Genomic DNA, 26,892 nt, shown 5'->3' with positions numbered 1-26,892 from the left:
GACAGTCTTAGCAGTTCGAGTGGACGCCGCTGAAGTTGTAGCCGTCGGGAGCCCAGGCTGAGGCGCCGCCGATGAGGAGGATCGCGACGGCGAGCACGGCGACGCTGTTCAGGGGGATCAGGAGCCAGAGCAAGTAGCGGTTCCGCTGGGACAGGCGGCCCAGCGCGATAGACACGAGCGCGCCCACCACGCCTGCGACCAGGAGCGCCGGTGCGTCTGTGGTTCGCGCCAGTACGCCGTACAGGCTGATGCCGGCCATGATGCCTCGGCCCACCCACCAGACCGGCTGGCCGATCTCCATGAGGTCTCGGCGCAGGCTACTCGGCAGTGCCTCGGCCAGTCGACGGATACGCCGTTCGTTGCGGCGCCACAGCGGAGTGCTGGTGACTACTGAAGGGGCATGGCCGCGCAGGGCGAACAGGCTGAGGGCTGCGGGGACCAGACCGGCCGCCAGCAGGCCGAAGACTGCCTTGGAGGATTCGAAGTCCAGCGCGAACCACGTGATCAGCAGTAGTGGCGTGAGCATTGTGGAGAGGACTAACCAGGCCAGGGCTGCGGTGCCGCGGCTCGTGGGGCCGTAGTCGTCGGGCCTGGGTGGATAGCCGGCGGCGCTGCGGAGGTGATCGGCGTACTGCTGGGGTTGGCCGAGTCGCGCCTCGAACAGTTCGAGGGTCGGTGGGGTCGGGAACTCGTTGCTCAGTTCGGTGAGGTGGTCGGCGACCTCCTGGATCACCTCGTCCAACTCAGGCGCGGGCAGGTCGGCCAGTTCGGTTCGCACGCGGCTCAGGTAGAGGGCGGTCGGCGTTGTCGTCTCGATCGTCACGCTTGCCTCCAGGGTTCAGCGCTCTGCTGTAGAGGCTACTACACATTGCACAGTACTGCGGAAGGAATAAATGCGCCCGGCCCGGCTCCCATGAGGGCGGGAACCGGGGCCGGGGCTTGTCGGGGGGACAGGGGTGAGGCCGTCGACAGGAGGGGGAGGGGACGGCGGGGAGGGGGAGGGGTTGGACTACCAGCGGCCTGTAGCGAGCTCCGGTGCGCTGGTAGCGACCGTGCGGGCGAGGGTTGGGTCGTTGGCGGGGCAGCCGGTATCGGGGAACGGGCAGCGTGAGGGTGGCGAAGTAACCCAAAGTGATTGACCTGGTGTCATCCGGACCAGCCCTGCCCCCTCCGTCAGCGGCACCTTGCTCATTCGTGACAGCGGCATCTTGCTCACTCGTGACATAAGCACTCGCGGTCTGGTTATGTCGCCCGTTCATGAGGTGTGGATGTAGTTGGCTGCTGCTGCGGCGGCGGCTGCGGCTGTGCGGGTGCGGCCGCGGCTGTGCGGGTGCGGTCCGGCTGTCCCTCCGTCTGGGCATGCCGGACGAGGGGAACTTATCGGCAGCGGCGAGTCACCGGCAGAGGATTTGCACCTACGTGCAAAAGATCGGCCGGCACGACGGGCTCAGTACGGGTGGGTCTTCAGCCGCTCGAACGAGGCGGTGATCTCGACCTCCGCGTCGGCTCGGCCGACCCAGCTGGCGCCCTCGACCGACTTGCCCGGCTCCAGGTCCTTGTAGACCTCGAAGAAGTGCTGGATCTCCAGCCGGTCGAACTCGGGCATGTGGTGGATGTCGCGCAGGTGCTCCTGGCGCGGGTCGCCGGCCGGGACACAGATGACCTTGTCGTCCGGGCCCTTCTCGTCGGTCATCCGGAACATGCCGATCGCGCGGGAGCGGATCAGGCAGCCGGGGAAGGTGGGCTCCGACAGCAGCACGAGCGCGTCCAGCGGGTCGCCGTCCTGACCGAGGGTCTCCTCGATGAACCCGTAGTCGGAGGGGTACTGAGTGGCCGTGAACAGGGTGCGGTCGAGCCGCAGCCGGTTCGTCTTGTGGTCCAGCTCGTACTTGTTGCGGGTGCCCTTGGGGATCTCGATGAAGACGTCGAACTCCATACGGCAGATACTGTCACGGTTCGGACCGATGAACTGACAGGAGCAGCCAGGTGGCCCGTCCTCCCCGTGCGGTGTTCGTCACGCTTGCGACGAGCGTTGCGCTGGCCGGCCTGGTGACAGGTGCGCAGGCGGTGCCCGGCCAGTCGCAGAAAGACGCCAGCACCACCGTTGCGCCCCTGGTGCTGCCTCCGGCCGAGACAGCGGGCGTCGCGCCCACAGCCGCCGGCGTACAGAAGGCTCTGGCGGCTGCGCTCAAGGACCCGTCGCTCGGCAAGCACAGTGGCGCTTACGTGTACGACGCGTCGCGCGGCAAGGCGGTCTTCTCGACCGGCACGGCCGGGCCCTTCGTGCCGGCATCCACGATGAAGCTGCTCACCACAGTCTCGGCACTCGCAACCCTCGGCCCGGACCACTGGTTCACCACCAAGACTGTGAGCCCGTCCAGCGGATCCGTCATCTTGGTCGGCGGCGGCGACCCCCTGCTGACGACCAAGCGCTCGACCGACCCACTGGACTTCCCAGCCCGCGCCTCCTTGCAGGACCTGGCCACCAGTACTGCGAACGCGCTCCGGGCGAAGGGGGTGCTCAGTATCAGCCTCGGGTACGACGCCGGCCTGTTCACCGGGCCTGCCGCGAACCCCAAGTGGCAGCCGAACTACCTCACCGAGGGCATCGCCGCCCCGACGTCCGCGCTCTGGGTCGACGAGGGTCGGGTGCGGCCCGGCCTGGCGAAGCGGGCCGCCTCACCCGCGCAGGCAGCTGCCACTGCCTTCGCGGCGCTGCTCCGCGCAAACGGCATCAAGGTTGCTGCCAGCATCAAACCGGCGACCGCGACGACAGCCGCGGCCGGGCTGGCGCAGGTCCGGTCGGCCTCGCTCGGGGACATCGTCGAGTACATCAACCTGCACAGCGACAACGACGGCGCTGAGGTGCTCCTGCGGCAGGTCGGCCTGGCGACGGACAACGGAGGCTCATTCACCGGTGGCGTGAAGGGAGTGCGGGACACACTGACCGAGCTCGGCCTGGACGTGAGCAAAGCCCGGATCGAGGACGGCAGCGGGTTGTCCCGAACGAATCAGGTCCCACTGGACCTACTGGCGGGCGCAGTGCGGCTCGCCGTGGCCAAGCCGGAGCTCCGCCATCTCATCAGCGGCCTGCCGGTCGCAGGTTTCACGGGCAGCCTCGAGGACCGCTTCGCCGGGCCGGGCACGGGTCCGGGCACTGGGCTTGCCCGTGCCAAGACGGGCACGCTCACCAGCGTCCACTCACTGGCCGGGCTGGTCCGGGACCGCACCGGCACGATTCTGGTCTTCGCCGTGGCGACCGACAGCGCTCCACCCGCCAAGGCTCTCGCTGCGCGAGCTGCCCTCGACCGAGCTGTCGCCGCACTCGCCAACTGCGGCTGCGCCGGCTGATCGCCACCGCTCGCTGGAGAGGTTCGAAAGGCGCTTGTTGGACCGTGCCACTAGGGTCGAAACATGAGTACGGCTGAAGGTGGCACCGCGGCTGACATGGTCGACTGGCAGCTGGCGACCGGAGTGGCTCGCAAGCTGCTCCGGCCCGGGCCGGCGGTCAGCCGCGCGGAAGCAGATCAGGTTGTGGCCGAGCTGCGGCAGTTCGCCGCCGACTCCGAGCACCATGTGCGTGAGTTCACCGGGTTGCAGGCCACTTCGGCCACGGCCCCGGTGGTGATCGTGGACCGGCCCGGCTGGGTGCAGGCGAACGCCGACGGGTTCCGGACCGTGCTGCAGCCGCTGGCCGACAAACTTCGCGAGAAGCAGGAGCGCACCGGCGGGCTGTCCTCCGCTGTCGGCTCGCGAGTCACCGCGATCGAAGCGGGCGCGCTGCTGGCCTTCCTCTCTTCTCGCGTGCTCGGCCAGTTCGACCCGTTCTACCCGTCCGAGCCGGACCCGGACCGCCCCGACCTGACAGGGCGGCTGCTGCTGGTCGCGCCGAACGTGATGCACGTGGAGAACGAGCTGGGCGTCGTACCGCGGGACTTCCGGCTCTGGGTGTGCCTGCACGAGGAGACCCACCGCGTGCAGTTCACCGCCGTGCCGTGGCTGCGGGACCACCTCCGGTCCGAGATCGCGCTGTTCCTGGATCAGGCCGAGCTGGACCCGTCGGCGTACGCGGCCATGTTCCGCGAGGCCGTCCAGCGGTTGGGTCGGTCGGTGAAGGGTGAGGCCGAGCTGAGCCTGGTCGACCTGATGCAGTCCCCAGAGCAGCGAGCCGTGCTCGACCGCCTGACCGCAGTGATGTCGTTGCTGGAAGGCCATGCCGACTTCGTGATGGACGGCGTCGGGCCGTCGGTGATCCCGACCGTGGACGTCATCCGGGCCAAGTTCACGTCGCGCAGATCGGGCGGCAACCCCTTGGACCAACTGCTGAAGCGGCTGCTCGGGCTGGATGCCAAGCTCCGGCAGTACCAGGACGGTGCGGCCTTCGTGCGCCACGTGGTCGACCGGGTTGGCATGGACGGCTTCAACCGGATCTGGACCGGCCCGAACACACTGCCGACCAAGAACGAGATCGCCAACCCGGATGCCTGGGTCAGCAGACTCCACGGCTGAACCCGACAGCAAACGGGGCAAGCTGCATCCATCCATCGCCCGGGTGCGCGAGGCGGTCCGTACTGCGCTTGCCGAGCTGCCGCGCGAGACAACCGTGCTCGTGGCCTGCTCCGGTGGAGCCGACTCGCTTGCTCTCGCGGCGGCGACAGCCTTTGAGGCGCCGAAGCTAGGGCTGCGGGCAGGCGCGGTGGTCGTGGACCACGGCCTCCAGGCAGGCTCTGCCGATGTCGCAGCGACCGCTGCCGAGCAGTGCCGATCACTCGGGCTCGATCCGGTGCAGATAAGAGCAGTAGAGGTCGGTGACGAGGGCGGCCCCGAGGGAGCCGCCCGGACCGCCCGGTACGACGCACTGCGGGACGTGGCTGATGAGGTCGGCGCCGACGTGGTTCTACTGGCTCACACCCGCGACGACCAGGCAGAGACGGTTCTGCTCGGCTTGGCCCGGGGCTCAGGAGCTAGGTCGCTTGCAGCGATGGCGCCGGTGGCCGGGGTGCTCCGGCGACCATTTCTGGAGGTATCCCGGGCGACTGCCGCGGCTGCTTGTGTGGCATCAGGCCTGCGTCCGTGGCGCGACCCGCACAACGACGACCCGGCGTACAAGCGGGTGCGAGTGCGGCACGAGGTCCTGCCGGTGCTGGAGGAGGTACTCGGGCCTGGCGTGACGGAGGCACTGGCACGTACTGCGGGGCTGTTGCGGGCCGACGCGGATGCGCTCGACGTATTGGCTGCAGACCTGGCTGAGACGGCAGTACGGCGTACCGAGGACGAGGTGGTCTGCGACATCGGGATGCTCGAGGTGGAGCCGACGGCAATCCGCACTCGGGCGCTCCGGCAGGCCGCGCTGCAGGCGGGTTGCCGGGCGACGGATCTCACTGCCGGGCACGTCGCGGCCGTCGATGCGCTCGTGACGGACTGGCGCGGGCAGCGGTGGATCGATCTCCCGCAAGGGATCCGCGCCGTCCGGAGGGCCGGGTTCATCGTCCTGGCGCCTGGTGTGACAGGCTGAGCGCGTGGATGCGTCGGACATCGAGAAGGACCTGGCCAAGATTCACTACACCGAGGACCAGATCCTGGCGAAGCTCCAGGAGTTGGCTCGGACGATCGAGCAGGACTACGAGGGCAAGGACCTCCTCGTCATCGGTGTCCTGCGTGGCGCGGTGATGGTGATGGCCGACCTCGCGCGATCCTTCAGCCGGCACGTCGAGATGGACTGGATGGCCGTCTCCTCCTACGGCTCGGGAACAAAGTCCTCCGGTGTGGTCCGGATCCAGAAGGACCTGGACACCGACATCACCAACCGGCACGTGCTGATCGTCGAGGACATCATCGACACCGGGCTGACGCTGACCTGGCTGGTCAGCAACCTGCAGTCCCGCAAGCCCGCGTCGCTGGAGATCTGCACGGCGTTCCGCAAGCCGGACGCGGCCAAGATGTCGGTCCCGGTCAAGTACGTCGGGCTCGAACTGCCGGACGAGTTCGTGGTCGGGTACGGGCTCGACTACGCAGAGAAGTACCGCAACCTGCGTTGCGTGGCCACGCTGGCTCCGCACGTCTACTCCTGACCCGCTTCACCAGGTCCTGGCTACCCTCGGTGGCCAGGACTTCCGGTAGCGTCTTGAGGAACAGGACGCGACCGAGCTCCTGGGCCCGTCCGGGCCGCTGTGAGCGCGCTGGAGTGACCCTCCCGCGCGGGACGTTTGCCCGGCACGAGACACTTGACAGCGGTGTACCGTCTCAAGCCCACACCGGGGCTTGCTGAGCTAGGAGGGACGGGGCGTAAGCCTCGATCATGGACGTGAAGCGCATCTTCCGCGGACCGCTGTTCTGGATCGTCATCGCCTTTTTGGGCGTACTGGTGATCGGACAGCTCCTGACCGGCTCGACCGGGTACAAGACCGAGCCCACCGGCCAGGTCGTCCAGCTGATCAAGACCGCCACGGACGCTCCAGCCTCGAACAAGTCGATCAAGGCGGTGACGCTGATCGATCCGGATCAGGAGATCCGGGTCGAGCTGACCAACGGCACCAAGGTCCGCGCGCACTGGGTCGACGGCCAGGGCGCCGCACTGGGCAACGATCTGCAGAACCTGTTCAACGCCGGCAAGATCCAGACGTTCGACGTGGAGAACCCCAAGCCGAGCTTCATCGGCCAGGTGTTCTCGACGCTGATCCCGTTCCTGCTGATCGCCGTGGTGTTCATCTTCTTGATGAACTCGATGCAGGGTGGCGGCTCCCGGGTGATGAGTTTCGCCAAGTCGAAGGCCAAGCTGATCACCAAGGACACCCCGAAGACGACCTTCGCGGACGTGGCCGGGTGTGACGAGGCGATCGAGGAACTCGGCGAGATCAAGGAGTTCCTCCAAGAACCGGGGAAGTTCCAGGCCGTCGGCGCCAAGATCCCCAAGGGCGTGCTGCTCTACGGCCAGCCAGGTACCGGTAAGACTCTGCTCGCCCGGGCCGTCGCCGGCGAGGCGGGCGTCCCGTTCTACTCGATCTCCGGTTCGGACTTCGTCGAGATGTTCGTCGGTGTCGGTGCCTCCCGCGTCCGCGACCTGTTCGAGACGGCCAAGACCAACGCGCCGGCGATCGTCTTCATCGACGAGATCGACGCCGTCGGCCGGCACCGTGGCGCGGGCCTCGGTGGTGGGCACGACGAGCGCGAGCAGACCTTGAACCAGCTGCTGGTCGAGATGGACGGCTTCGACGTGCGCGGCGGTGTGATCCTGATCGCGGCGACCAACCGGCCGGACGTGCTCGACCCGGCGCTGCTGCGCCCGGGCCGGTTCGACCGACAGATCGCCGTCGACGCCCCGGACCTGCCGGGCCGCGAGAAGATCCTGAAGGTGCACGCACGCGGTAAGCCGATGGGGGACAACGCCGACCTGCGCGCCGTCGCCCGTCGTACGCCGGGCTTCACCGGTGCGGACCTGGCCAACGTGCTGAACGAGGCGGCCCTGCTGACCGCCCGGCTGAACAAGCAGCAGATCGACAAGGACGCGCTCGACGAGGCGATCGACCGCGTGATCGCCGGACCGCAGCGCCGGACCCGGTTGATGTCCGACAAGGAGAAGGTGCTCACGGCCTACCACGAGGGCGGGCACGCTCTGGTGGCCGCGGCGCTGCCGCACTCCGACCCGGTGCACAAGGTGACGATCCTGCCGCGCGGTCGCGCGCTGGGCTACACGATGGTGCTGCCGGACGAGGACAAGTACTCGACCACCCGGTCCGAGATGCTCGACAAGCTCGCGTACATGCTCGGTGGCCGTGCGGCCGAGGAGATGGTCTTCCACGACCCGACCACCGGCGCGAGCAACGACATCGAGAAGGCGACCGCGCTGGCCCGCGCGATGGTCACGCAGTACGGCATGACCGAGCGGCTGGGCGCGATCAAGTTCGGCCAGGATTCCGGCGAGCCCTTCCTGGGCAGGGATCTGGGCAGCCAGCGCAACTACTCCGAGGAGATCGCCGCGGCGGTCGACGAGGAGGTCGGCAAGCTGATCCTGAACGCGCACCAGGAGGCGTTCGACATCCTCGCCGAGAACCGCGCGGTGCTGGACCATCTGGTCGAGGAGCTGCTCGAGAAGGAGACGCTGGACAAGGCCGAGATCGCGCGGGTGTTCGCGCCGATCCAGAAGCGCGAGCTGCGGCCGGCCTGGACCGGATCCTCGACCCGGGTACCGTCCGAGCACCCGCCGGTGATGCCGCTGCCTTCGCGCGGTGAGCAGAACGGCTCGCTGTCCGACGTGATCCCCGGCGGTTCGGTCGGGCCGGACGAGGCCGCGCACGGCCCCAACTACGGTGGTGGCCCCACTCCGCCCGCGGAGTGAATCGGTGACGTCGCCGAAATTCGATCACGCGAGGGCGGAGCGCGCCGTCCGCGAGCTGTTGATCGCGATCGGCGAGGACCCGGACCGGGAAGGTCTCAAGGACACCCCGGCCCGGGTCGCGCGCGCGTACGCCGAGATCACGGCGGGCCTGGGCCAGAGCGCCGCGGATGTCCTCAGGACCACGTTCGAGCTCGAGCACGACGAGATGGTCCTGGTCAAGGACATCGAGGTGTGGTCGATCTGTGAACACCACCTGGTGCCCTTCACCGGGGTGGCGCACGTGGGCTACATCCCGAACGCGGACGGGCGGATCACCGGGCTGTCCAAGCTGGCCCGGCTGGTCGATGTGTACGCGAAACGACCGCAGGTGCAGGAGCGGCTGACCACCCAGGTGGCGGAGTCCCTGGTGGAGCTGCTGCAGCCGCGAGGGGTGATCGTGGTGATCGAGTGCGAGCACCTCTGCATGACCATGCGCGGAGTCCGCAAACCAGGCGCCAAGACGATCACCTCTGCGGTCCGCGGCCAGCTCCGCAACCCGGTCACCCGGGCCGAGGCGATGAGCCTCATCGTCGGCTGACCGCCACGCCGGCCGACCCGGCCATGGCCGGCCGCCACCCCGACTTCGCAGTACTGCGTAGCTCTGGAGCTGCTGGTCTCGTTGGAGCTTCAGAGCTGTCACCCATGGACAATCCGTGTCTGAACGCCTACGGTCCGTAGTGGCGTTCTGACACGGGTGCAGGGCGCCGGCGTGAGGAGGATGTATGTCAGGGCGTTTTCGGGTCGGCGCCGCACTCACCGGGATCGTCGTACTGACGGCAGCCGGCTTGATCGCGGCGAACGGCGCGCAAGCGGATCCCCAAACCGGCGCAGTCGGCCGCGCGAGGGATGCCAAGCTGCCTGGGCAGGACGCACAACTGCTGCAGGATCAACAGTTGCTGCAGGCGGGGGACCTCGAGAGCAAGCTCGGTTCCCGCGCGATCGGCAGCTACTTCGACGACTCAGGCGAGCTCATCGTCGCAGTCTCCGACCAGGCGACCGCCGAGTTGGTCCGCCAGGCCGGTGCGATTCCCAAGCTGGTCCGCTACACCGCCGCCGAGTTGTACTCCGTGCAGGCCGAGCTGGACCACCTGGCCGCAGGCTCCAGCGCCGGCCAGGTCAAGTCCTGGTACGTCGATCCGCTGAGCGGGACCGTCGTCGTCACGGCGCCCACGGGGGCTGGTGATCTGCTGACCAAGCGCTTCCTGCGGGCAGCCGAGCAGAACGGCGCCAAGGTGACGGTCCGCCGGTCCACGGGCAGGCTGACCCTCACCGACGGCGAGTTCGGGCTGCTGGGCGGCCTCCAGGTCGACAAGAACACCGGCTACACCTGCTCGCTGGGCTTCAACGCCCGCAGCAGCGACGGTGCGCGCATCTTCCTCACCGCCGGACACTGCACGGCCGGCAAGCCGTCGTTCTCCCGCAACGGGTACATCCTGGGCAACACCCGCACGTCCAGCTTTCCCGGCAACGACTTCGGCACGGTCAGCGTGATCGACGGCTGGGACCAGCAGGGCAGGGTGGAACGCTGGGGCACCGACGACGTCACCATCCGGGGCTACGCGAGCCCGACCATCGGAGCGCCTGTGTGCAAGTCGGGCAAGAGCACCAAGTGGACCTGCGGGCGGATCGTGGCGAAGAACGTCACTGTGAACTACGGCAACAACAAGGTCGTCAGAGGTCTGTTCCAGCACACCGCCTGCGTCCAGGCCGGCGACTCCGGTGGCGCGAACATGTCCGGCGACTACGCACAGGGAATCACCAGTGGAGCCGCCCTGATCAGCGGCCAGTGCATGGCGAAGTACGGGCAGGCGAACGAGTCCTACTCCCAACCGATCGGTGAGGCGCTGTCGGCTAGCGGCGCCTCATTGGTACTGGGTTAGCGACCCCCGGCGGCGCCCGGGAGTTGATGGGTAGGTGGGGCAGTTCCAGCGTGGCCACTACGGTGGTCGGGTGCGAACTGCCCCACCGAGTCATGTTCAGGGACTCCCCACGCCGGACCGCGCTCTGGTGATGGGGGTCGTCAACGTGACCCCGGACTCCTTCTCCGACGGTGGCGAGTGGTTCGAGCCGTCAGCGGCGATCAAGCATGGCCGGGAGTTGCTGGCCGAGGGCGCGGACCTGCTCGACGTCGGTGGCGAGTCGACCAGGCCTGGCGCCGAGCGCCCGTCAACCGCCGAGGAGATCCGCCGCGTGCTGCCCGTGATCGAGACCCTCGCGGGTGAAGGCGCTCTGGTGTCGATCGACACGATGCGTGCGGATGTCGCCGCGCTGGCCCTGGACGCCGGCGCCGTGATGGTGAACGACGTTTCCGGTGGACTGGCCGATCCGGACATGCTCGGCCTGGTGGCAGAGCGTCGTACGGCGTATGTCTGCATGCACTGGCGCGGGCATTCGGCCGGCATGCAGAACAAGGCCGTGTACGACGACGTGGTGGCTGACGTGATTGCCGAGCTGGGGCAGCGGGTAGAAGCGATCCGCGCGGCCGGGATCGACCTCGGCCGGGTGGCCCTGGACCCCGGTCTGGGCTTCGCGAAGAATGCGGATCACAACTGGGAGGTGCTGCGGCGGTTGCGGGAATTCGGAGTACTGGGGCTGCCGTTGCTGATCGGTGCGTCCCGCAAGGCGTTCCTCGGTAGGCTGCTCGCCGACGAGGAGACCGGCGAGCCGAGACCGGCCGTACGGCGAGACGACGCCAGCGCGGCTGTCTCCGCCCTCGCGGCCGCGGCAGGTGCCTGGTGTGTCAGGGCGCACGCGGTGGCGCCGAGTGCGGATGCGGTCCGGGTGGCCGGTAGGTGGGGAGCGGTATGACCGAAGAGCAGCCGGGCGGTACGCGGCGTGGCACCGGTGCCACGGCGGAGTCCGTCGTGCTGAACGCCAACACCGCGTTCTACAACGCGTTCGAGGCGGGCGACCTGGATCTGATGGCGGCGGTCTGGCTGCCGGAGCCGGATCCGGTCTGCATCCACCCGGGCAACGCGGCCATCTACGGCTACAGCGAGATGATGCGCGCCTGGGCGATGATCTTCGCCAATACGCCGTACATCCAGTTCTTCCTGACCGATGTCCAGGTAAGAGTCGATGAAGACGTGGCCTACGTCACGTGTACGGAGAATGTCCTGTCCTCCGGTGAAGGGGCGCCGGAGGAGGGGTTCGCGGGGGGCAAGGCGCTGGCCACCAACGTCTTCCGGAGAACTTCTTCCGGCTGGCGGTTGTGGATCCACCACGCCTCCCCGGTACTGTCGTCTGGGGGTCGACAGGAGGAGGCGGAATGAGCGGTTCCGTGATGCCTCCTGACGTGATCGAGATCCGTGGCATCCGGGGAATCGGTCGGCACGGGGTGTTCGAGCACGAGCGGGCCGACGGCCAGGAGTTCGTCGTGGACGTCCGGCTGGAGCTGGATACCCGGCCCGCGGCGACCTCGGACGACCTGGCCGACACCGTGGACTACGGAGTGGTCGCCGAACAGGTGCACGCCGCCATCGAGAACGACCCCGTCGACCTGATTGAGACACTGGCCCAGCGCATCGCGGATCTCTGCCTCGCCGACCGGCGGGTGGCCGGAGCCGCGGTGACCATCCACAAGCCCTCGGCACCGATCAAGGTGCCGTTCGACGACGTTGTCCTGACCGTGCAGCGCAGATCCGGAGAAACCTCGTGACCGAGACCCCTAGTCCCCACGTCATCGACGCGGACACCCTCAGTGGTGGCCTCAAGCCGATCCGTCAGGTGATCCTGTCGCTCGGCAGCAACCTCGGCGACCGCGAGGCGAACCTGCAGGGCGCCGTCGACGCGCTGCGGGACACCCCCGACGTCGTCGTCGTCGACGTCTCGCCGGTCTACGAGACCGAGCCGGTGGGCGGTCCGGACGATTCGGGTCCCTACCTGAACATCGTGCTGCTGGCCGACACCACTTTGTCGGTCGACACCCTGCTGGACCGCGCGCACGCGGTGGAGCAGGCGTTCGGCCGGGAACGTAGCGTGCCGGGAGCCCCGCGCACCCTCGACGTCGACCTGATCACCTACGGCCAGAAGATGATGGAGTCCGAGGAGCTGACGCTGCCGCATCCGCGGGCGCACGAGCGCGCCTTCGTGCTCGCACCCTGGCTGGACATCGAGCCCGACGCGGTCCTGCCTGGTGTGGGGCCGGTCGCGGAGATCCTCGCCAAGGTCAGCAGCGACGGGGTGAAGAAGCTCGACGACCTCACCATCGAGCTGCAGTAGTGGTGTCTGGCGGGACCGGCCCGGGCCGAGCACCGGGAGGAGCCGGCAAGGAGCCGCCGCGCCCGGGTTCGGTGCGGCCGACCTCCCGTCGGCTGCTGATCGCGATCGCCGTCCTCGGGGTGGCGATCGGCGTGACCCTGGTGAAGGCGATCCAATCCAGCGGCGGGGTCGTCCCGACGGTGTCGTGGCTGACCCTGGTCGCCTGGACCTTTCTGGCCACGCTGCTGTTCGGCGCGGCCCGGAACACCCACCAGCGGATCCAGGTCCGCCGGGAACTGGTCGAACCGTACCGTGCGGTCTTCCTGCTGATGATCGGAAAAGCGAGCGCTTTCGTCGGCGCGTTGTGCACCGGTGTTTACGCAGGGTTCGCGTTATCCTTCCTGAACGCGGTGAGTTCGTCGGGTCCCCGGACCCGGGTGATCACAGCCGGTATCGCGGCGGTGATCTCTGTGCTGGTCGTCACGGCCGGATTGCTCCTCGAACGGGCGTGTCGTATCCCCGACGACCCCGAGGACACCCCCTAACATGTCGACCCATGGGGTCAAGGGGTAGCCGCCGTCGAACCAGGACCACCGTTCTCACCGTCGCCAATGGTCTGCTGATCGTCATCTGTCTCGGTGTGAGCATCGCCCTGTTCTCCCAGAACCAATGGATCCTGAGAGCAGCCGCCGTCCTGGCCGTCCTGGTCGCGATCGCCGCCTCAGTGCTGATCCGCCACCAGTTGGTGGTCGAACGCCTGGCGCACAGCGACGACCGCGCCCAGGTGGCCCAGGAGTACTCCCGGATCACCAGCGCCCGCGTCGTCGAGAACGCGGAGTTCGTCGACCTGATGCAACGCCGCCTGGACCGCATCGACCAACGCCTCGACAAGATCGACGAAGAGGTGGCCACAGTCGTTGCCGCCGGCGACAAACACTCCCAGGCCGATGCACCCACCGTCGTGGACCTCAAGCTCCGCGGCCTCGCCGCCTCCTGAGTTCCAACCTGTCTTTCGGTGCGGAGGGCGGTCTGTCCACAGGCCCGCTGACGCTGTCCGCCGATTTGCGTCACCCTGGATCGGATGGACTGGTGGTGGCGGCAGGAGCTCGAGGACGAGGGCATTCATGTCCTCATCCACACCCAGAACAGGATCGTCTCCCGAAGCCAGCTGCTCGCGGCAAGGTGGCCCGAAGGCGACATCCGCCGTCCCCTGCGGCGGCGGCACTGGCAGACCGTTCACCCCGGCGTCTACGCCACGCACACCGGACCGATCGGCTACGACGAGCGCCTAGTGGCAGCGCTCCTGTACGCCGGGCCGGACGCCGGCTGGAGCCACTACACAGCCGCAGAACAGCTCGGCCTGATCAAGTGCGATGACCGGCGTCCGGTGTATCTGACGATCCCCGGGCACCGCAGGGTACGGGCTCGTCCGAATCTGGTGATTCATCGTGACGAGTACTGGGACCAGCGGCTGGCCAGGGTGATCCCGCCACGCAGAACGGCAGCTCATGCCGTGCTCGACATCGTCGAGATCTCGAGTTCGATCGACGAGGCGGCGGCACTGATCGCGGAGGCGTGCCAGAGTGGCCGGGTCAGCCCGGCCGAGATCCTGCGGGCGCTCGACGGCCGGACCCGGCTCCGGTACCGGAGCGAGCTGAGACCGATCCTGGCAGACGTCGCGGCAGGCTCGCACTCATTGCTCGAGCTTCGCTACCTGCGCGACGTAGAACGTCGCCACGGGCTCCCGACCGGCGTCCGGCAGCGTCAGGTGGACCTGGAGTTCACCGACGTGGCGTATCTGGAATTCGGTCTCGTGGTCGAACTCGACGGGCGTTTCCACCTCGCGCCGCAGCGACGCTGGCGCGACCTGGATCGGGACAACCGTGCCACCCTGCGGGCCGAATCGACCTTGCGTTACGGCTGGTTCGACATCACCAGCCGACCGTGCGAGGCCGCCGTACAGGTGTTACAGGTGCTCCGCCGTCGGGCTCCCGCCCTCACGGCCACCCCTTGCGCACCCTCCTGCCCGCTGACCTGACGACTCCATTACGCCGGAAACTTTTTGTTCCTCCGTGCAAATTTGTTTCCGGCAAACGGCCACCCGACTGTCCAGCGCGGCTACAGGGGGTTATTTGTCGATGTCGCCGACTACGAAGAACATGGAGCCGAGGATGGCGATCATGTCGGCGACGATGGTGTCGGGGAGCATTTCGGGCAGGACCGAGATGTTGTTGAAGCTGGCGGAGCGGAGTTTGAGGCGCCATGGGGTCTTGTCGCCTCGGGAGACCAGGTAGTAGCCGTTGATGCCGAGGGGGTTCTCGGTCCAGTAGTAGGTCTGGCCTTCGGGGACCTTGAGGATCTTGGGGAGGCGGACGTTGACGGGGCCTGCCGGCATCGAGAGCAGGCGGTCGATGCAGGCGTCGACCAGGTCGAGGGAGACCTTCACCTGCTCGAGCAGGACGGAGAAGCGGGCGAAGCAATCGCCTTCGGTCCGGGTCACCACTCGCAGTACGCCGTCGCGGGCGAGTTCGTCGTAGGCCAGGTAGGGCTCGTCGCGGCGCAGGTCCGCGTCGACGCCGGAGGCGCGGGCGATCGGGCCCGAGACGCCGTACGACGCGATCAGCTCGGGGGAGAGACGGCCGACGCCGACGGTGCGGGCGCGGAAGATTTCGTTGCCGAGGACAAGGTTCTCGATGTCGGGGAGCCGCCGGCGGACCGCGGCCGAGGCCGCCGCCGCGCGTGGGAGCCAGCCGTAAGGGAGGTCTTCCTTCAGGCCGCCGACGCGGTTGAACATGTAGTGCATCCGGCCGCCGGACAGTTCCTCCATCACCGCCTGGATGGTCTCTCGCTCGCGGAACGCGTAGAAGACCGGCGTGATCGCGCCCAGTTCCAGCGGGTACGAGCCGAGGAACATCAGGTGGTTGAGCACCCGGTTCAGCTCGGCGAGGAGCGTCCGCAGCCAAACTGCCCGGACCGGGACCTCGAGGCCCATCATCCGCTCGACTGCGCCGACCACGCCGAGCTCGTTGCAGAACGCGGACAGCCAGTCGTGCCGGTTCGCCAGCACGATGATCTGCCGGTAGTCGCGCACCTCGAACAGCTTCTCGGCGCCGCGGTGCATGTAGCCGATGATCGGCTCGCAATGGACGATGCGTTCGCCGTCGAGGGTGAGCCGTAGCCGCAGTACGCCGTGCGTGGCGGGGTGTTGGGGACCGATGTTGAGCACCATGTCGGTGGTCGGCAGTTCGGATGCGGTGCCGGTGCCGCCGCGCTCGTACACGGGGTCCAGTCCGGCCGCTCCCGCGCCGATTCCCACCACTCGTTCCGTACTCATGACCCCTATCGTGACAGGCTTGCCCCGTGGACGACCTCTTCGCACCTTCCGATGTCAGCTGGACTCCGGTCTCACCGAAGCTCGCCACGCTCCGCCGGCTGAACGCGGCGATCGTGGTCGGCCTGCTGGGGATCGCCGCGCTGATCGTGCTCGGAGTGACCGCCGGCTGGCTGTACGGCGTGCTGGCGCTCGTGCTGGTGGGGCTCGGGTACGGATGGGCATGGGTCCTGATCGGCCGCAACCAGAAGTCCTGGAAGTACGCCGAACGCGAGGACGAGTTGCTCGTCAGCCACGGGGTCATGTTCCGCCAGCTGGTGGTGGTCCCTTATGGGCGGATGCAGTTCGTGGACGTGGCTGCCGGTCCGTTGGAGCGGGCATTCGGCCTCGCGACGGTGGAACTGCACACGGCGACCCCGGCGACGGACGCGAAGATCCCCGGGCTGCACCCCGACGAGGCCGCCCGCTTGCGTGACAGGTTGTCCGCCCTCGGCCAAGCGCAGGCGTGGGGCCTGTGACCGAGCCGTCCGCACCACCCCGGGCACGAGTGGTCGAGAAGACCGGGGCCAGGCTGCATCCACTCACCCCGTTCGTGAAGGGCTGGGGCTACTTCGTCGTGGCAGCAGTCGCCATGGCCAACAACGAGAGCCTGCGCAGCAACCTGACGATCGCCGGGATCGGTCTGGCGGCAGTCCTGGTCGGCGGCATCCTGCTCGGCGCGCTGTCCTGGTGGTTCACCAAGTGGCAGTTGACGAATGACGCCATCCGGGTCGACAGCGGGTTCCTGTTCCGCCGGACCAGGATCATCCGGTTCGATCGGATCCAGACGATCGACGTCGCGCAGCCCTTCGTGGCGCGGCTGTTCGGCATGGCCGAGTTGCGGATGGATGTCGCGGGCGGCGGTAAGAGCGACGGCCGGCTGAGCTACTTCAGCGAGGAGGAAGCCAGCAAGCTGCGGGGCATCCTGCTCGTCCGTGCGAAGGGCGAGCAGGCCGCGGAAGAGCAGCACGTTCCGCAGCACGAGCCGCCGCCGCTGCTGGTGGTTCCGACCGGGCGCCTGCTCGGAGCGACGCTGCTGTCGTCCACGGTGCTCGGTAGTGCCGCAGCCCTGATCTGGTTGATCGGCACCACCATGGTGTTCGAGTTCCATGTCGGGCTGTTCGCCGGTCTGCCGCTGCTGCTCGGCGTCGTGCAGCCGATCTGGAAGCAGGTCGTCGGCAACCACGGCTTCACCCTGTCGGAGACGCACGACGGCCTGCGCACCAAGCGCGGCCTGTTCGACGTACAGCGGCAGACGGTACCGCCGGGCCGCGTACAGGGTCTGCTGATCACCGAGCCCCTGATCTGGCGGCTGATCGGCTGGGCCCGGGTGGACCTGGACATCGCAGGTGTAGCCGGCTCCAAAGCAGACGGCGAGGACGACAACGAGGGTGCCCAGTTGCTGCCGGTGGGTGAGCGCGGCGAGGTCGCTGCGGTGCTTGCTCGGGTGCTGCCTGGCCTGGATCTGGCAGCGATCGAGATGCACCGCGCACCGGAGCGGGCGAAGTGGCTGCGTCCGATCGGCTGGCGCTACCTCGCCTATGGGGCCGACGACCAGGTGCTGGTGACAACCCGCGGCTGGGTGAGCCGCCGTACGTCGATCGTGCTCCACCACAAGACCCAGTCGGTCCGCCTCCAGCAGGGTCCGCTCCAGCGCCGCCTACGCCTCGCCAATGTCCACGTGGACACCCCGCAGGGCCCCACAGACGCCGTGGCCCTCCACCGCGACCAGGCCGAGGCCGCCCTCCTCCTGGAGGCTCAGGCCAACAGAGCCCGCGAAGCCCGGCGTACCACGTCCTCCCCGGCCGCGGTCCACACCCAGCCGAACCCGCCGAGCCCCGAAGGGTCCAGCAGTTCGGCAGCCTCTCCGGCTGACGACAGTTCGGCCACGTAGCGCAGGGGATCCGTCCGGGCCAGCTCCTGACTCGGACGCCCCGCACTGACTCCCAGAGCGCGCAGTGCCTCCCGCTGCGTCGTCACAGTGCCGCCCAACGAATCCAGCGCCACGTGGGCGGTGATGTCGCAAGAGCCGTCGACCACCGGCGGACATTCGCGGCCGGCTCTGAAGCCGGTGAGAGTTCCGTACGGCGGACGCCCTGCGCGCAGGTGTCCGTAGTCGATCGCGACTGCGACACCCTCGTCGAGCCGGCCGACCACCTCCGCCCAAGCCGCGTCGCGGGTGATCCCGATCTCGGCCCGATCACCCGGCTCCGCCAACGGCCACCACTTCCGCAGCCAGTCCAGGTCGTTGCCCTCGACAACCTCGCCGAGTGTCAGGTCGGCCAGCAGATAGCGGGGCACTCCGTCCTGGTCGAGTTCAGCGAGTTCGCAGGGTACGTTGTCGAGCCACTCGTTCGCGATCACCAAACCGGACAACCGCGCGGGGAGATCGTCGTCCAGTTCGACCTCCACCACCTCGAGCCCTTCGGCCCGCAGCACCAGCCCGAGTTCACCAGAACCCGCGCCGATGTCCACCACCCGCGAAGCCCCTACCTGCTCGGCCAGCCGGGCGAGAGCCTGCCCGAACAACGCGGACGCGTGCACCGAAGTACGGAAGTGGTCTGCGGGGCGCTCGCGCCGGTAGAAGCCTTCGGGGCCGTAGAGCGCCGCATCCCAGGCTTCCCGGAAGGTCCTCAACGAGCCCCCAGCGGCACCGAGCCGATCAGCTGCCAGACCTGGTCGTCGCCCTCCCGCCAGATGGTCAGGTCGTCGAGCCGGACGGTCGGGGCGGCCGTGGCGGCGAGGGTTGCTCGAGCCTCCTCGAGCAATGAGACACCGCCCTGCGCCGAGGACGAGATGGTCAGGTGCGGATGCGGATCGGGGTACTGACCGCCGTAGGCCGGGCATTCGGGGAAGGCGCCGAGCACGGTCGTCACCAGTTCGCGAACCGCGTCGAAGGGCTCGGGCCTGAGCCATACCGTCCCGTTCGGGAACTGCCCGGCGCTGGGAAAGCTGAGCTCGAACGGCTGAACGTCCGCGACCGACTCGATCAGCCGCTGGACGTCTTCCGGCGAGGGGTCCTCGACCCACGGAACCAGCACGGTCACGTGCGGCGGAATCAGCTCGGACAGCGCCACGTCCGGGCGGGCCGACGACCTCGATGCGGTCCGCCAGCGATCGGTGTACCCGGCGAGCTCAGGAACGGCGATGAGCACGGCGGTCAGCCCCGTCGGTTTGGTCCACGGATCACTCACGGCGCCATCGTCCCACCACCGCCCCACCACCGCCCGCGAACCGGCAGCAGCCAAGTCGTCCCGCCGGCCGGGACTGCCCAAGGTGTGACCAAGCAGGTGGTGTCCCGGGCAGGAACCGGGCCTTAGGGTAGGCGTGACCGCACGAACCGTCTGGTACCCGAGGCACCATGGGACTGGAACGTAGAGAGTGGACATGGAACGCATCGGCATCATCGGCTCCGGCCGGGCCGGTGGGGCCTTGGGAGCAGCCTTGGCGTCCGCCGGATATCCCGTCACCGGCGTCAGCGCTAGCTCGCGCGCGTCACTCGAACGTGCCGCGCGGCTCTTTCCGCATGTACCCGTCCTGGCGCCGGCCGAGGTGACCAGCCGCGCCGACGTCGTCCTGCTCGCAGTACCGGATGACGCCATCGCGCAGGTCGCGGCCGGGCTGCCGTTCACCGAGGACCAGTACGCCGTACACCTGTCCGGCGCGCACGGGTTGTCCGTCCTCCAGGGGATCGCCGCGACTCCCGTGGCACTGCATCCGCCGATGACCTTCACGGGTGAACCCACGAGCCTCCAGGACGTCGTGTTCACCGCGACCGCGCCGGACCGTGCACGGGCGATGGTCGAGCGGCTGGTGAAGGACCTCGGCGCCGAGGTGCAGTGGATCGCGGAGGAGCAGCGCGCGCTGTACCACGCGGGACTCGTGCACGGCGCGAATCACCTGACAACGTTGCTCGCCCAGGCGCTCGACGTACTCCGCGAGGCCGGCGTCGCGGACCCGGCGGCCACACTTCGGCCCTTGCTGACCGCAACTCTCGACAACACGCTTCGGTCCGGTCATGATGCGCTCACCGGGCCGATCGCGCGCGGCGATGTCGACACGGTGAAGGCCCATCTGGCCGTACTGCGGGGCCGGACCGCGAGCACGTACGCCGAGCTGGCCCGGGCGACGGTGGAGCGCAGGCTCGAGGCCGGACGGCTGGACCCCGACACGGCCGCGCGGATCAACGAGGTGCTGGAGCGGGATCTAACAGGGGAGGCACCGCGATGAGACTGACCCAGACGAAGGCGGAGCTGCGAGCGGCGACGGCGATCCGGCCACGGGCGGTCGTGATGACGATGGGCGCGCTGCACGACGGGCATGCCGCCTTGCTCGCGGAGGCCCGGGAACGCGTCGGGCCGGAGGGCAGTGTCGTGCTCACCATCTTCGTGAACCCCCTGCAGTTCGGGCCCTCCGAGGACTTCGACCGGTATCCCCGCACACTGGCCAGCGACCTGGCGATCGCCAAGAACGAGGGCGTCGACCTGGTCTTCAACCCGTCCCGAGACGAGCTCTATCCGAACGAGCCGTCGATCACGGTGCACCCGGGCCCGCTGGCGGACGAGCTCGAGGGGATGGTCCGGCCCGGGCATTTCGCCGGCGTGCTGACAGTGGTGTCGAAGATGCTGCACCTGACCGCGCCGGATCTCGCGTTGTTCGGCGAGAAGGATTACCAGCAGCTGACGCTGATCCGGGAGATGGTCTGCGACCTGGATATGGACGTCGACATCGTGCCGGTGCAGACCGTGCGTGAGCCCGACGGGCTCGCGCTGTCCTCACGGAACCGCTATTTGTCCGAGACTGAGCGTGACGAGGCACTCGTGCTGTATCGGGCACTGACCGCGGGCGCGAAGGCAGGGATGAACGGACCCGACGCCGTGATGTCCGCCGCCCACGCGGAGCTGGAGGCGGTGCCGTCGGTGAAGATCGACTACCTGGCGCTGCGAGCGCCCGATCTGGGCCCGGTGATCGGCCCGGGCGAGGCCCGGATGCTCATCGCCGCCCGGGTGGGGTCCACCCGTCTCATCGACAACATTTCCATCACGCTGCGGTGAAACACATTGATACGGTCGCCTGATGACTGCTCCTGCTGTGCCGCAACGGCTGGCTGCGCCCGAACCAGGCTGGACCGACACCGTGGACGTGGTGGTGATCGGCTCGGGCATCGCGGGGCTGACCGCCGCGCTCGAGGCCCGCGAGCTCGGCTCGGTGCTGGTGGTGACGAAGGATGTGGTCGCCTCCGGCTCGACGCAGTGGGCCCAGGGCGGGATCGCCGCGGCACTCGGCCCGGGTGACTCTCCGCAGGACCACCTCCACGACACGCTGGTGGCAGGTGCCGGGCTCTCGGATCCGGCCGCGGTACGGGTGCTGGTCACCGAGGGGCCGGACGCCGTCCGAGACCTGATCGAGCTCGGGGCGCGGTTCGACACCCTGGCCGACGGAGACCTGTCGCTGACCCGTGAGGGCGGCCACCACCGCAACCGGATCGCGCACGCCGGCGGCGACGCCACGGGCGCGGAGATCGAGCGGGCCCTGGTCGCGGCGGTGAAGCGGGCGGACGACATCCGCATCATCGAGCACGCCCTGGTCCTGGACCTGCTGACCGCCGAGGACGGCGCGATCGCGGGCGTGACCTTGCACGTCATGGGCGAGGGGCAGCTGGACGGCGTCGGCGCGATCCGCAGCCGTGCGGTGATCCTGGCCTCCGGTGGACTCGGCCAGCTGTACGCCGCGACCACGAACCCGAGTGTTTCCACCGGCGACGGGATGGCGCTGGCACTGCGGGCAGGGGCGAAGGTGCGCGACCTCGAGTTCGTGCAGTTCCACCCGACCGTGCTGTGGCTGGGCAAGAGCGCCAAGGGGCAGCAGCCGCTGGTGTCCGAGGCGGTTCGTGGTGAGGGCGCGTTCCTGGTCGACCACGAGGGCAAGCGGTTCATGCAAGGCCGGCACGAGCTCGCGGATCTCGCGCCGCGTGACATCGTGGCGAAGGCGATCATGCGGCAGATGCTTGCCTCGGGCAAGGACCATGTTTTCCTGGACGCGCGGCACTTCGGCGACGAGAAGTGGCGGGTCCGGTTCCCGACCATCCTGGCGTCCTGCCGCTCGCACGGTATCGACCCGGTCCGGGAGCTCATCCCGGTCGCTCCTGCCTGCCACTACTCCTCTGGCGGGGTGTGGACGGACCTGCAGGGCCAGACCTCCGTGCCGGGGCTCTACGCGTGCGGCGAGGTCGCCTGCACGGGCGTGCACGGCGCGAACCGCCTCGCCTCGAACTCCCTGCTGGAGGGCCTCGTCTTCGCCCGGCGCATCACCGACTCGCTGGCAGCAGCCCTGCCGGAATTCCGGGAACCCGCCGTGGATCATCGTGTTCCCGGTCTGGTGGACGCGGACGTCGTACCGGAGTTGCAGCGGGTGATGACGGTCGGCGCGGGGGTGATCCGCAGCGCGAGCGGATTGTCGGAGGCGGGTGCCACCCTCGGGAAACTGATCGAACTCCCGGCCGGCGAGCCGGGCACGCCGGGATGGGAGGCGACGAACCTGGTCACGGTCGCGTCCGCCCTGATCGCGGCCGCCACCACCCGCGAGGAGAGCCGTGGGTCGCACTGGCGCGAGGACCACCCGGATCGCGACGACGAGCACTGGTCGGGCAGTCTGGACCTCACTTTGCCGGCCGACGGCGATCGTGACACCAATATGGCCCGGCCGGTCACGGAGTTCGTCGCACTGAAGGAATCACCTGAGGGGAAGCAGCAGCATGGATGACACGCTCGACAAGCAATGGGTCGAGGACCTCGTCCGGGCCACCATCGAGGAGGACCTGGCCGGCGGTGTCGATGTCACCACCACGGCGACGGTGGAGCCGGACCAGGTCTCGGTCGCCGAGCTCGTGGCCCGGGCCGACGGCGTGGTCGCGGGGCTGCAGATCGCCGAGTTGGTGCTGCGGCTGGTCGCCGGCAAGGAAGAGGTCGAGATCGAGCACTCCGTCGCTGACGGGGCCGCGGTCAAGGCCGGCGACGTCCTGATGACCATCCGGGGGAAGACCCGGCAGCTGCTGACGGCCGAGCGCACCACGCTGAACCTGCTCTGCCACCTGTCCGGCGTCGCCACCCTGACCCGTCGCTGGGTCGACGCGGTCGACGGGACCGGCGCGGTGATCCGCGACACCCGCAAGACGATGCCGCTGCTGCGGTCCCTGGAGAAGTACGCCGTGCGCTGCGGTGGCGGCAAGAACCACCGGATGGGTCTTTCCGACGCCGCGTTGATCAAGGACAACCACGTGATCGCCGCGGGCGGTGTCGCGGAGGCGTTCCGGCTGGTGCGCAAGGCGTATCCGGACATCTCGGTCGAGGTCGAGGTGGACTCGGTCGACGATGCGCTGATCGCGGTGGAGTCCGGCGCCGAGCTGATCCTGCTGGACAACATGGCCGTGCCGTTGCTGCGGGAAGCGGTCGCGAAGGTGGCAGGCCGGGCCCGGCTGGAGGCCTCCGGCGGACTGACGCTCGAGGCGGCCCGGGAGGTCGCCGAGACCGGGGTGGATTTCCTCGCCGTCGGCGCGCTGACGCACTCGGCGCCGGTGCTCGACATCGCGATGGACCTCCAGGAGACCTGATGCTGCTCGCCGTCGCGGTCGAGAACACCCGCACCCTGGTCGGCCTGATCTTCGAAGGAACGGTCAAGCGCCACTGGTGGGTCGGGACGGACTCACGCCGTACGGCGGACGAGTGGGCGGTGCTCCTCGGCGGACTCCTGGCGGGGGAGGCCCCGGTCTCGGGAGTCGCGGTCTGCTCCGCGGTTCCCCACGTGCTGCACGAACTGCGCGAGCTGGTCGCGCGCTACTACGCCGACGTACCGAGCGTGGTCGTCGAGCCCGGCGTCAAGACCGGCCTGCCCGTGCTCGTGGACAACCCCCGCGAGGTGGGCACCGACCGCATCGCGAACGCCCTCGCCGCGGTCCAGCTCTACGGCGCGCCCTGTGTCGTGGTGGACTTCGGTACTGCGACCACGGTGGACGTGGTCAACCCGGCGGGCGCCTTCATCGGCGGGGCGATCGCCCCGGGCATCGAGACGTCGGTCGACGCACTGGGCGCGGTCGCCGCTCAACTTCGCCGGGTCGAGCTCACCCGTCCTCGCTCGGTGGTCGCCAAGAACACCGTCGAGGCCCTGCAATCCGGCGCGATCTTCGGATTCGCCGCCCTCGTCGACGGCCTGATCACCCGGATCATCGCCGAGCAGTCACTCGATCCGTCCGCTACGACGGTGGTCGCCACCGGCGCCTTGGCCCCGCTGGTGGTCCCGGAATCCCACCAGATCACGCGCTACGAGCCCTTCCTCACCCTGCACGGCCTGCACCACGCTTTCACGCGCAACCACTGAGGTCACTGTCCGCCATCGCAGGATCACCGCCTCAGGATCTTGTGCACAGCGGGTAACAAGATCACGATGTGAGGAGCGACCACCGGGCGGGGAGGCCCGGGGCCACGGGGGAATCGTGGTCGCACCGCGCGGGTCGCGTGGTTCGGGGAGGATCATGAAGTCCACCTATCGCGTACTGGCCCTGCTGATCGCAGTCGGCGTCCTGGTTCAGGCGATGGCGATCGCGCTCGGCTGGTTCACCGCCATCAAGGACGTGGACGACGGCCTGGTGATCGACAAGAACTACGAGGGCAACTTCGGTCACAGCCTGCATGGCACGGTCGGCATGATGGTGATCCCGTTGCTCGCCATCCTGTTGCTGATCGTGTCCTTCTTCGCCGGCATCGCCGGCGGCGTCAAATGGGCCGCGATCGTCTTCGGGCTCGTCGCGCTGCAGATCGCCTTGGCTTTCCTGGCCTTCGGCGTACCCGCCCTCGGCGCGTTGCACGGTGCCAACGCCCTGGCCCTGCTCGCAGTCGCGGGGCTCGCGGGAAGACGGGCGGCCGGCCAGCCGACGGGCGCACCAGCCTCGGAGGCGGTCGTCTAGATGCCGTTGGCAACTGGCCGCGGCAGGCGGCGGTGAGGCTCCGTCTGCCGCGCCGCCGCGTGCTGATCGCGCTCGCGGCGACTGTCGCGGTGCTCGCGCCGATCGGCTGGTTCTGGCAGCAGAGCCTGGTGCCGGGCGGCCTGTCGCCGATGACCATGGGGTACGCCGACTTCGGTGGCGGGCCTTCGATGGAAGGGATGCACCACGAGCGTGACCTCAGCACGCTCGTGGCGCCCGAAGACCTGCCGGCCAACGTGTCGGTGCGGCTGGTCGCGCGCAAGGAACGGTTCGAGATCGCCGGGCGGGGTTCGATCGACGGCTACACGCTGAACCACACCTCACCCGGGCCGGAGATCAAGGCGAAGCAGGGCGACCTGGTCGAGGTGAGGCTGGTCAACGAATCGGTCCCGGACGGGATCACCCTGCACTGGCACGGCGTCGACGTACCGGCTGCGGAGGACGGGGTCGCCGGGGTCACCCAGGATGCTGTCGGGCCAGGGCAGTCGTTCGTGTACCGCTTCGTCGCCACGGACGTCGGGACGTACTGGTACCACTCGCACCAGCAGTCTCACGAGCAAGTGAAGAAGGGCCTTTGGGGCCCGCTGGTGATCTCCTCGGCCCCTACCGACGTGCTCGCCGCAGTGCACACCTACGACAAGATCCGCACCGTGAACGGCGGGTACGGCGAACGCCGGGTACCGGCCGCGGCTGGTTCCGTCGTACGAGTCCGGCTGATCAACACCGACAACGGCCCGATGGCGAGCTGGGTCGATGGCGCACCGTTCCGGGTGGTCGCAGTGGACGGCACCGAGATCAACGCGCCGCCGGAGGTCGAACGCAGATCGGTGCTGGTCACGGCGGGCGGCCGGATCGACCTCGAGTTCACGGTGCCGTCCGGCTCAGCTGTGCGCATCGGCCTCGGCGGTGGCCCGACGTCGCTGGTGGTCGGAGCGGGTGGTGCCCCGACGGGCAGCGAACCAGCCGACCCCGTCGACCTGCTGAGCTACGGAAAGCCGGCCGACCTCGGGTTCGACCCGGCGACGGCAGATCGGCACTTCGAGTACCGGATCGGCCGTCGGCCGGGCTTCTTCGACGGCAAACCGGGACTGTGGTGGACGATCAACGGGCATCAGTTCCCCGATGTCCCGATGTTCGTGGTGATGGAGGGCGACGTGGTCAAGATGACGGTGAAGAACACCTCCGGCCAGGTCCATCCGATGCACCTGCACGGCCACCACGTCGTCGTACTGAGCCGGAACGGGGTAGCGGCCTCGGGCAGTCCGTGGTGGGTCGACTCGCTGAACGTCGAGGACGGCCAGACCTACGAGATCGCCTTCGTCGCCGACAACCCCGGCATCTGGATGGACCACTGCCACAACCTTCCGCACGCGGCTCAGGGACTGATCACCCACCTCATGTACAGCGGCGTCAGCACCGGCTTCCGCCTCGACGGCAAGGCGGAAAACCGGCCCGAGTAGCCAGCTCAGTCGATCGGGCGGCCGACGGTGAGTGCCGTGCGGAGGTTGGCGGGAAGGGTTGTTGTAAGCCGAGTCGGGGGTGGTGCCGGTGGCGTCGAGCGTCTTGGAGAAGAAGCAGCGGGCGGCGGCGGCCAGGGCGACCTTGCGGGCGAACGCCATCACCGCTCGATCGACTGGATCGCTTGGCGGCTCGGTGACGAGCCCTGCGACGAACCTGAGTCTGTCCGACCACGACCCGCCAGGGAAGGTCAGCCGAGCAGCGGCGGCGAGGTGTCCGGACGCATCGTCGCGTTGGTCGGAGCCAGGGCGAATCGGGCAGGTTCGGTCTACCGGCTCGGCCGCGGAGGGTCGAATCTGCTGACAGAGAGTGCTTTCTTGACTCATTCCAGATTAGATGGAAGGCTGCCGGATATACCGGGCGTTCCGCGAGGTTCGAGTCCAGCCGTGAGACCAGCGCAGTACTGAGCCACGGCGCGGCGTCCAGCGCGCGGTCAAGACCGAGAACAAGGAG

General features: G+C 68.6%; 27 protein-coding genes and 1 pseudogene. 23 read left to right on the top strand and 5 right to left on the bottom strand.

The genetic code is table 11. The features are described from left to right. Nucleotides 1–7 precede the first annotated feature (7 nt). Nucleotides 8–823 carry an HAAS signaling domain-containing protein gene (locus ABD210_RS12555; protein WP_344111330.1) on the bottom strand — a complete coding sequence of 272 codons (816 nt, stop codon included), beginning with the start codon at nt 821–823 and terminating at the stop codon, nt 8–10. A 624-nt stretch (nt 824–1,447) separates the two neighbouring features. Beyond that, complete coding sequence (locus ABD210_RS12550) at nt 1,448–1,936, bottom strand: inorganic diphosphatase (protein WP_344111329.1); 489 nt, start codon at nt 1,934–1,936, stop codon at nt 1,448–1,450. Between the two features lie 50 nt (nt 1,937–1,986). On the opposite strand from ABD210_RS12550, the gene dacB reads away from it, so the two are divergent. From dacB to ABD210_RS12480, 14 genes are all read left to right on the top strand, one after another. Then, nucleotides 1,987–3,351: a D-alanyl-D-alanine carboxypeptidase/D-alanyl-D-alanine endopeptidase gene (gene dacB, locus ABD210_RS12545; RefSeq protein ID WP_344111328.1), complete on the top strand. Its 1,365-nt coding sequence runs from the start codon at nt 1,987–1,989 to the stop codon at nt 3,349–3,351. Between the two features lie 63 nt (nt 3,352–3,414). Further along, complete coding sequence (locus tag ABD210_RS12540; protein WP_344111327.1) at nt 3,415–4,509, top strand: zinc-dependent metalloprotease; 1,095 nt, start codon at nt 3,415–3,417, stop codon at nt 4,507–4,509. Then, nucleotides 4,481–5,515, top strand: a complete 1,035-nt coding sequence (gene tilS / locus ABD210_RS12535; RefSeq protein WP_344111326.1) for a tRNA lysidine(34) synthetase TilS — start codon at nt 4,481–4,483, stop codon at nt 5,513–5,515. The genes ABD210_RS12540 and tilS overlap by 29 nt, the downstream gene beginning before the upstream one ends. Before the next feature lie 4 nt (nt 5,516–5,519). Beyond that, a complete protein-coding gene (gene hpt, locus ABD210_RS12530; protein WP_344111325.1) occupies nt 5,520–6,071 on the top strand; it encodes a hypoxanthine phosphoribosyltransferase in 552 nt (183 codons plus the stop codon). Nucleotides 6,072–6,298: 227 nt separating this feature from the next. Beyond that, on the top strand, nt 6,299–8,335 hold the full coding sequence (gene ftsH / locus ABD210_RS12525) for an ATP-dependent zinc metalloprotease FtsH (RefSeq protein WP_344111323.1): 2,037 nt from the start codon (nt 6,299–6,301) through the stop codon (nt 8,333–8,335). Between the two features lie 4 nt (nt 8,336–8,339). Continuing rightward, on the top strand, nt 8,340–8,912 hold the full coding sequence (folE, locus tag ABD210_RS12520) for a GTP cyclohydrolase I FolE (RefSeq protein ID WP_425552656.1): 573 nt from the start codon (nt 8,340–8,342) through the stop codon (nt 8,910–8,912). A gap of 184 nt (nt 8,913–9,096) precedes the next feature. Further along, nucleotides 9,097–10,254: a S1 family peptidase gene (locus ABD210_RS12515; RefSeq protein WP_344111321.1), complete on the top strand. Its 1,158-nt coding sequence runs from the start codon at nt 9,097–9,099 to the stop codon at nt 10,252–10,254. A gap of 130 nt (nt 10,255–10,384) precedes the next feature. Then, nucleotides 10,385–11,182: a dihydropteroate synthase gene (gene folP / locus ABD210_RS12510; protein ID WP_344112045.1), complete on the top strand. Its 798-nt coding sequence runs from the start codon at nt 10,385–10,387 to the stop codon at nt 11,180–11,182. Further along, on the top strand, nt 11,179–11,646 hold the full coding sequence (locus ABD210_RS12505; RefSeq protein ID WP_344111320.1) for a nuclear transport factor 2 family protein: 468 nt from the start codon (nt 11,179–11,181) through the stop codon (nt 11,644–11,646). The genes folP and ABD210_RS12505 overlap by 4 nt, the downstream gene beginning before the upstream one ends. Next, a complete protein-coding gene (gene folB / locus ABD210_RS12500; RefSeq protein ID WP_344111319.1) occupies nt 11,643–12,032 on the top strand; it encodes a dihydroneopterin aldolase in 390 nt (129 codons plus the stop codon). Before ABD210_RS12505 ends, folB begins: the two co-directional genes overlap by 4 nt. Next, complete coding sequence (gene folK, locus ABD210_RS12495; protein ID WP_344111317.1) at nt 12,029–12,595, top strand: 2-amino-4-hydroxy-6-hydroxymethyldihydropteridine diphosphokinase; 567 nt, start codon at nt 12,029–12,031, stop codon at nt 12,593–12,595. Before folB ends, folK begins: the two co-directional genes overlap by 4 nt. Nucleotides 12,596–12,666: 71 nt before the next feature. Beyond that, complete coding sequence (locus ABD210_RS12490; protein WP_344111314.1) at nt 12,667–13,119, top strand: DUF3180 domain-containing protein; 453 nt, start codon at nt 12,667–12,669, stop codon at nt 13,117–13,119. Between the two features lie 11 nt (nt 13,120–13,130). Next, nucleotides 13,131–13,571: a hypothetical protein gene (locus ABD210_RS12485; RefSeq protein ID WP_344111313.1), complete on the top strand. Its 441-nt coding sequence runs from the start codon at nt 13,131–13,133 to the stop codon at nt 13,569–13,571. Between the two features lie 84 nt (nt 13,572–13,655). Then, on the top strand, nt 13,656–14,612 hold the full coding sequence (locus tag ABD210_RS12480; protein ID WP_344111312.1) for a hypothetical protein: 957 nt from the start codon (nt 13,656–13,658) through the stop codon (nt 14,610–14,612). Between the two features lie 90 nt (nt 14,613–14,702). Here ABD210_RS12480 and ABD210_RS12475 read toward each other — a convergent pair whose 3' ends face one another. Then, nucleotides 14,703–15,908, bottom strand: coding sequence for an NADH-quinone oxidoreductase subunit D (locus ABD210_RS12475; protein WP_344111311.1), 1,206 nt, complete (start codon nt 15,906–15,908; stop codon nt 14,703–14,705). A gap of 26 nt (nt 15,909–15,934) precedes the next feature. Between ABD210_RS12475 and ABD210_RS12470 the strand changes: the two genes are divergently transcribed. After that, nucleotides 15,935–16,423, top strand: coding sequence for a PH domain-containing protein (locus ABD210_RS12470; RefSeq protein WP_344111310.1), 489 nt, complete (start codon nt 15,935–15,937; stop codon nt 16,421–16,423). Further along, nucleotides 16,420–17,838: a PH domain-containing protein gene (locus tag ABD210_RS12465; protein ID WP_344111308.1), complete on the top strand. Its 1,419-nt coding sequence runs from the start codon at nt 16,420–16,422 to the stop codon at nt 17,836–17,838. Before ABD210_RS12470 ends, ABD210_RS12465 begins: the two co-directional genes overlap by 4 nt. An 89-nt stretch (nt 17,839–17,927) precedes the next feature. Here the strand turns inward: ABD210_RS12465 and ABD210_RS12460 are convergent. Further along, a pseudogene (locus ABD210_RS12460) lies at nt 17,928–18,356 on the bottom strand (SAM-dependent methyltransferase); the annotation flags it as partial. 221 nt (nt 18,357–18,577) lie between these two features. Further along, on the bottom strand, nt 18,578–19,138 hold the full coding sequence (locus ABD210_RS12455) for a 2'-5' RNA ligase family protein (protein WP_344111306.1): 561 nt from the start codon (nt 19,136–19,138) through the stop codon (nt 18,578–18,580). A 193-nt stretch (nt 19,139–19,331) separates the two neighbouring features. Between ABD210_RS12455 and ABD210_RS12450 the strand changes: the two genes are divergently transcribed. The 7 genes from ABD210_RS12450 (at nt 19,332) to ABD210_RS12420 (ending at nt 26,381) form a co-directional block, all read left to right on the top strand. Further along, on the top strand, nt 19,332–20,174 hold the full coding sequence (locus tag ABD210_RS12450; protein ID WP_344111304.1) for a Rossmann-like and DUF2520 domain-containing protein: 843 nt from the start codon (nt 19,332–19,334) through the stop codon (nt 20,172–20,174). Then, a complete protein-coding gene (panC, locus tag ABD210_RS12445; protein ID WP_344111302.1) occupies nt 20,171–20,998 on the top strand; it encodes a pantoate--beta-alanine ligase in 828 nt (275 codons plus the stop codon). Before ABD210_RS12450 ends, panC begins: the two co-directional genes overlap by 4 nt. Before the next feature lie 22 nt (nt 20,999–21,020). After that, nucleotides 21,021–22,706: an L-aspartate oxidase gene (locus tag ABD210_RS12440; protein WP_344111300.1), complete on the top strand. Its 1,686-nt coding sequence runs from the start codon at nt 21,021–21,023 to the stop codon at nt 22,704–22,706. Next, nucleotides 22,699–23,553 (top strand): carboxylating nicotinate-nucleotide diphosphorylase, encoded by an 855-nt coding sequence (nadC, locus tag ABD210_RS12435; protein ID WP_344111299.1) that lies wholly within the window; start codon nt 22,699–22,701, stop codon nt 23,551–23,553. The genes ABD210_RS12440 and nadC overlap by 8 nt, the downstream gene beginning before the upstream one ends. After that, nucleotides 23,553–24,317, top strand: a complete 765-nt coding sequence (locus tag ABD210_RS12430; RefSeq protein ID WP_344111298.1) for a type III pantothenate kinase — start codon at nt 23,553–23,555, stop codon at nt 24,315–24,317. Before nadC ends, ABD210_RS12430 begins: the two co-directional genes overlap by 1 nt. 154 nt (nt 24,318–24,471) lie before the next feature. Continuing rightward, nucleotides 24,472–24,903, top strand: a complete 432-nt coding sequence (locus ABD210_RS12425; RefSeq protein WP_344111297.1) for a hypothetical protein — start codon at nt 24,472–24,474, stop codon at nt 24,901–24,903. Nucleotides 24,904–24,935: 32 nt separating this feature from the next. Next, complete coding sequence (locus ABD210_RS12420) at nt 24,936–26,381, top strand: multicopper oxidase family protein (RefSeq protein WP_344111295.1); 1,446 nt, start codon at nt 24,936–24,938, stop codon at nt 26,379–26,381. The last annotated feature ends 511 nt before the right edge of the window (nt 26,382–26,892 follow it).

Source organism: Kribbella alba, assembly GCF_039529635.1.
Taxonomy (GTDB): Bacteria; Actinomycetota; Actinomycetes; order Propionibacteriales; family Kribbellaceae; genus Kribbella; species Kribbella alba.
Note: the sequence above shows the minus strand (reverse complement) of the source record. Positions and strands in the feature narration are given on the sequence as shown.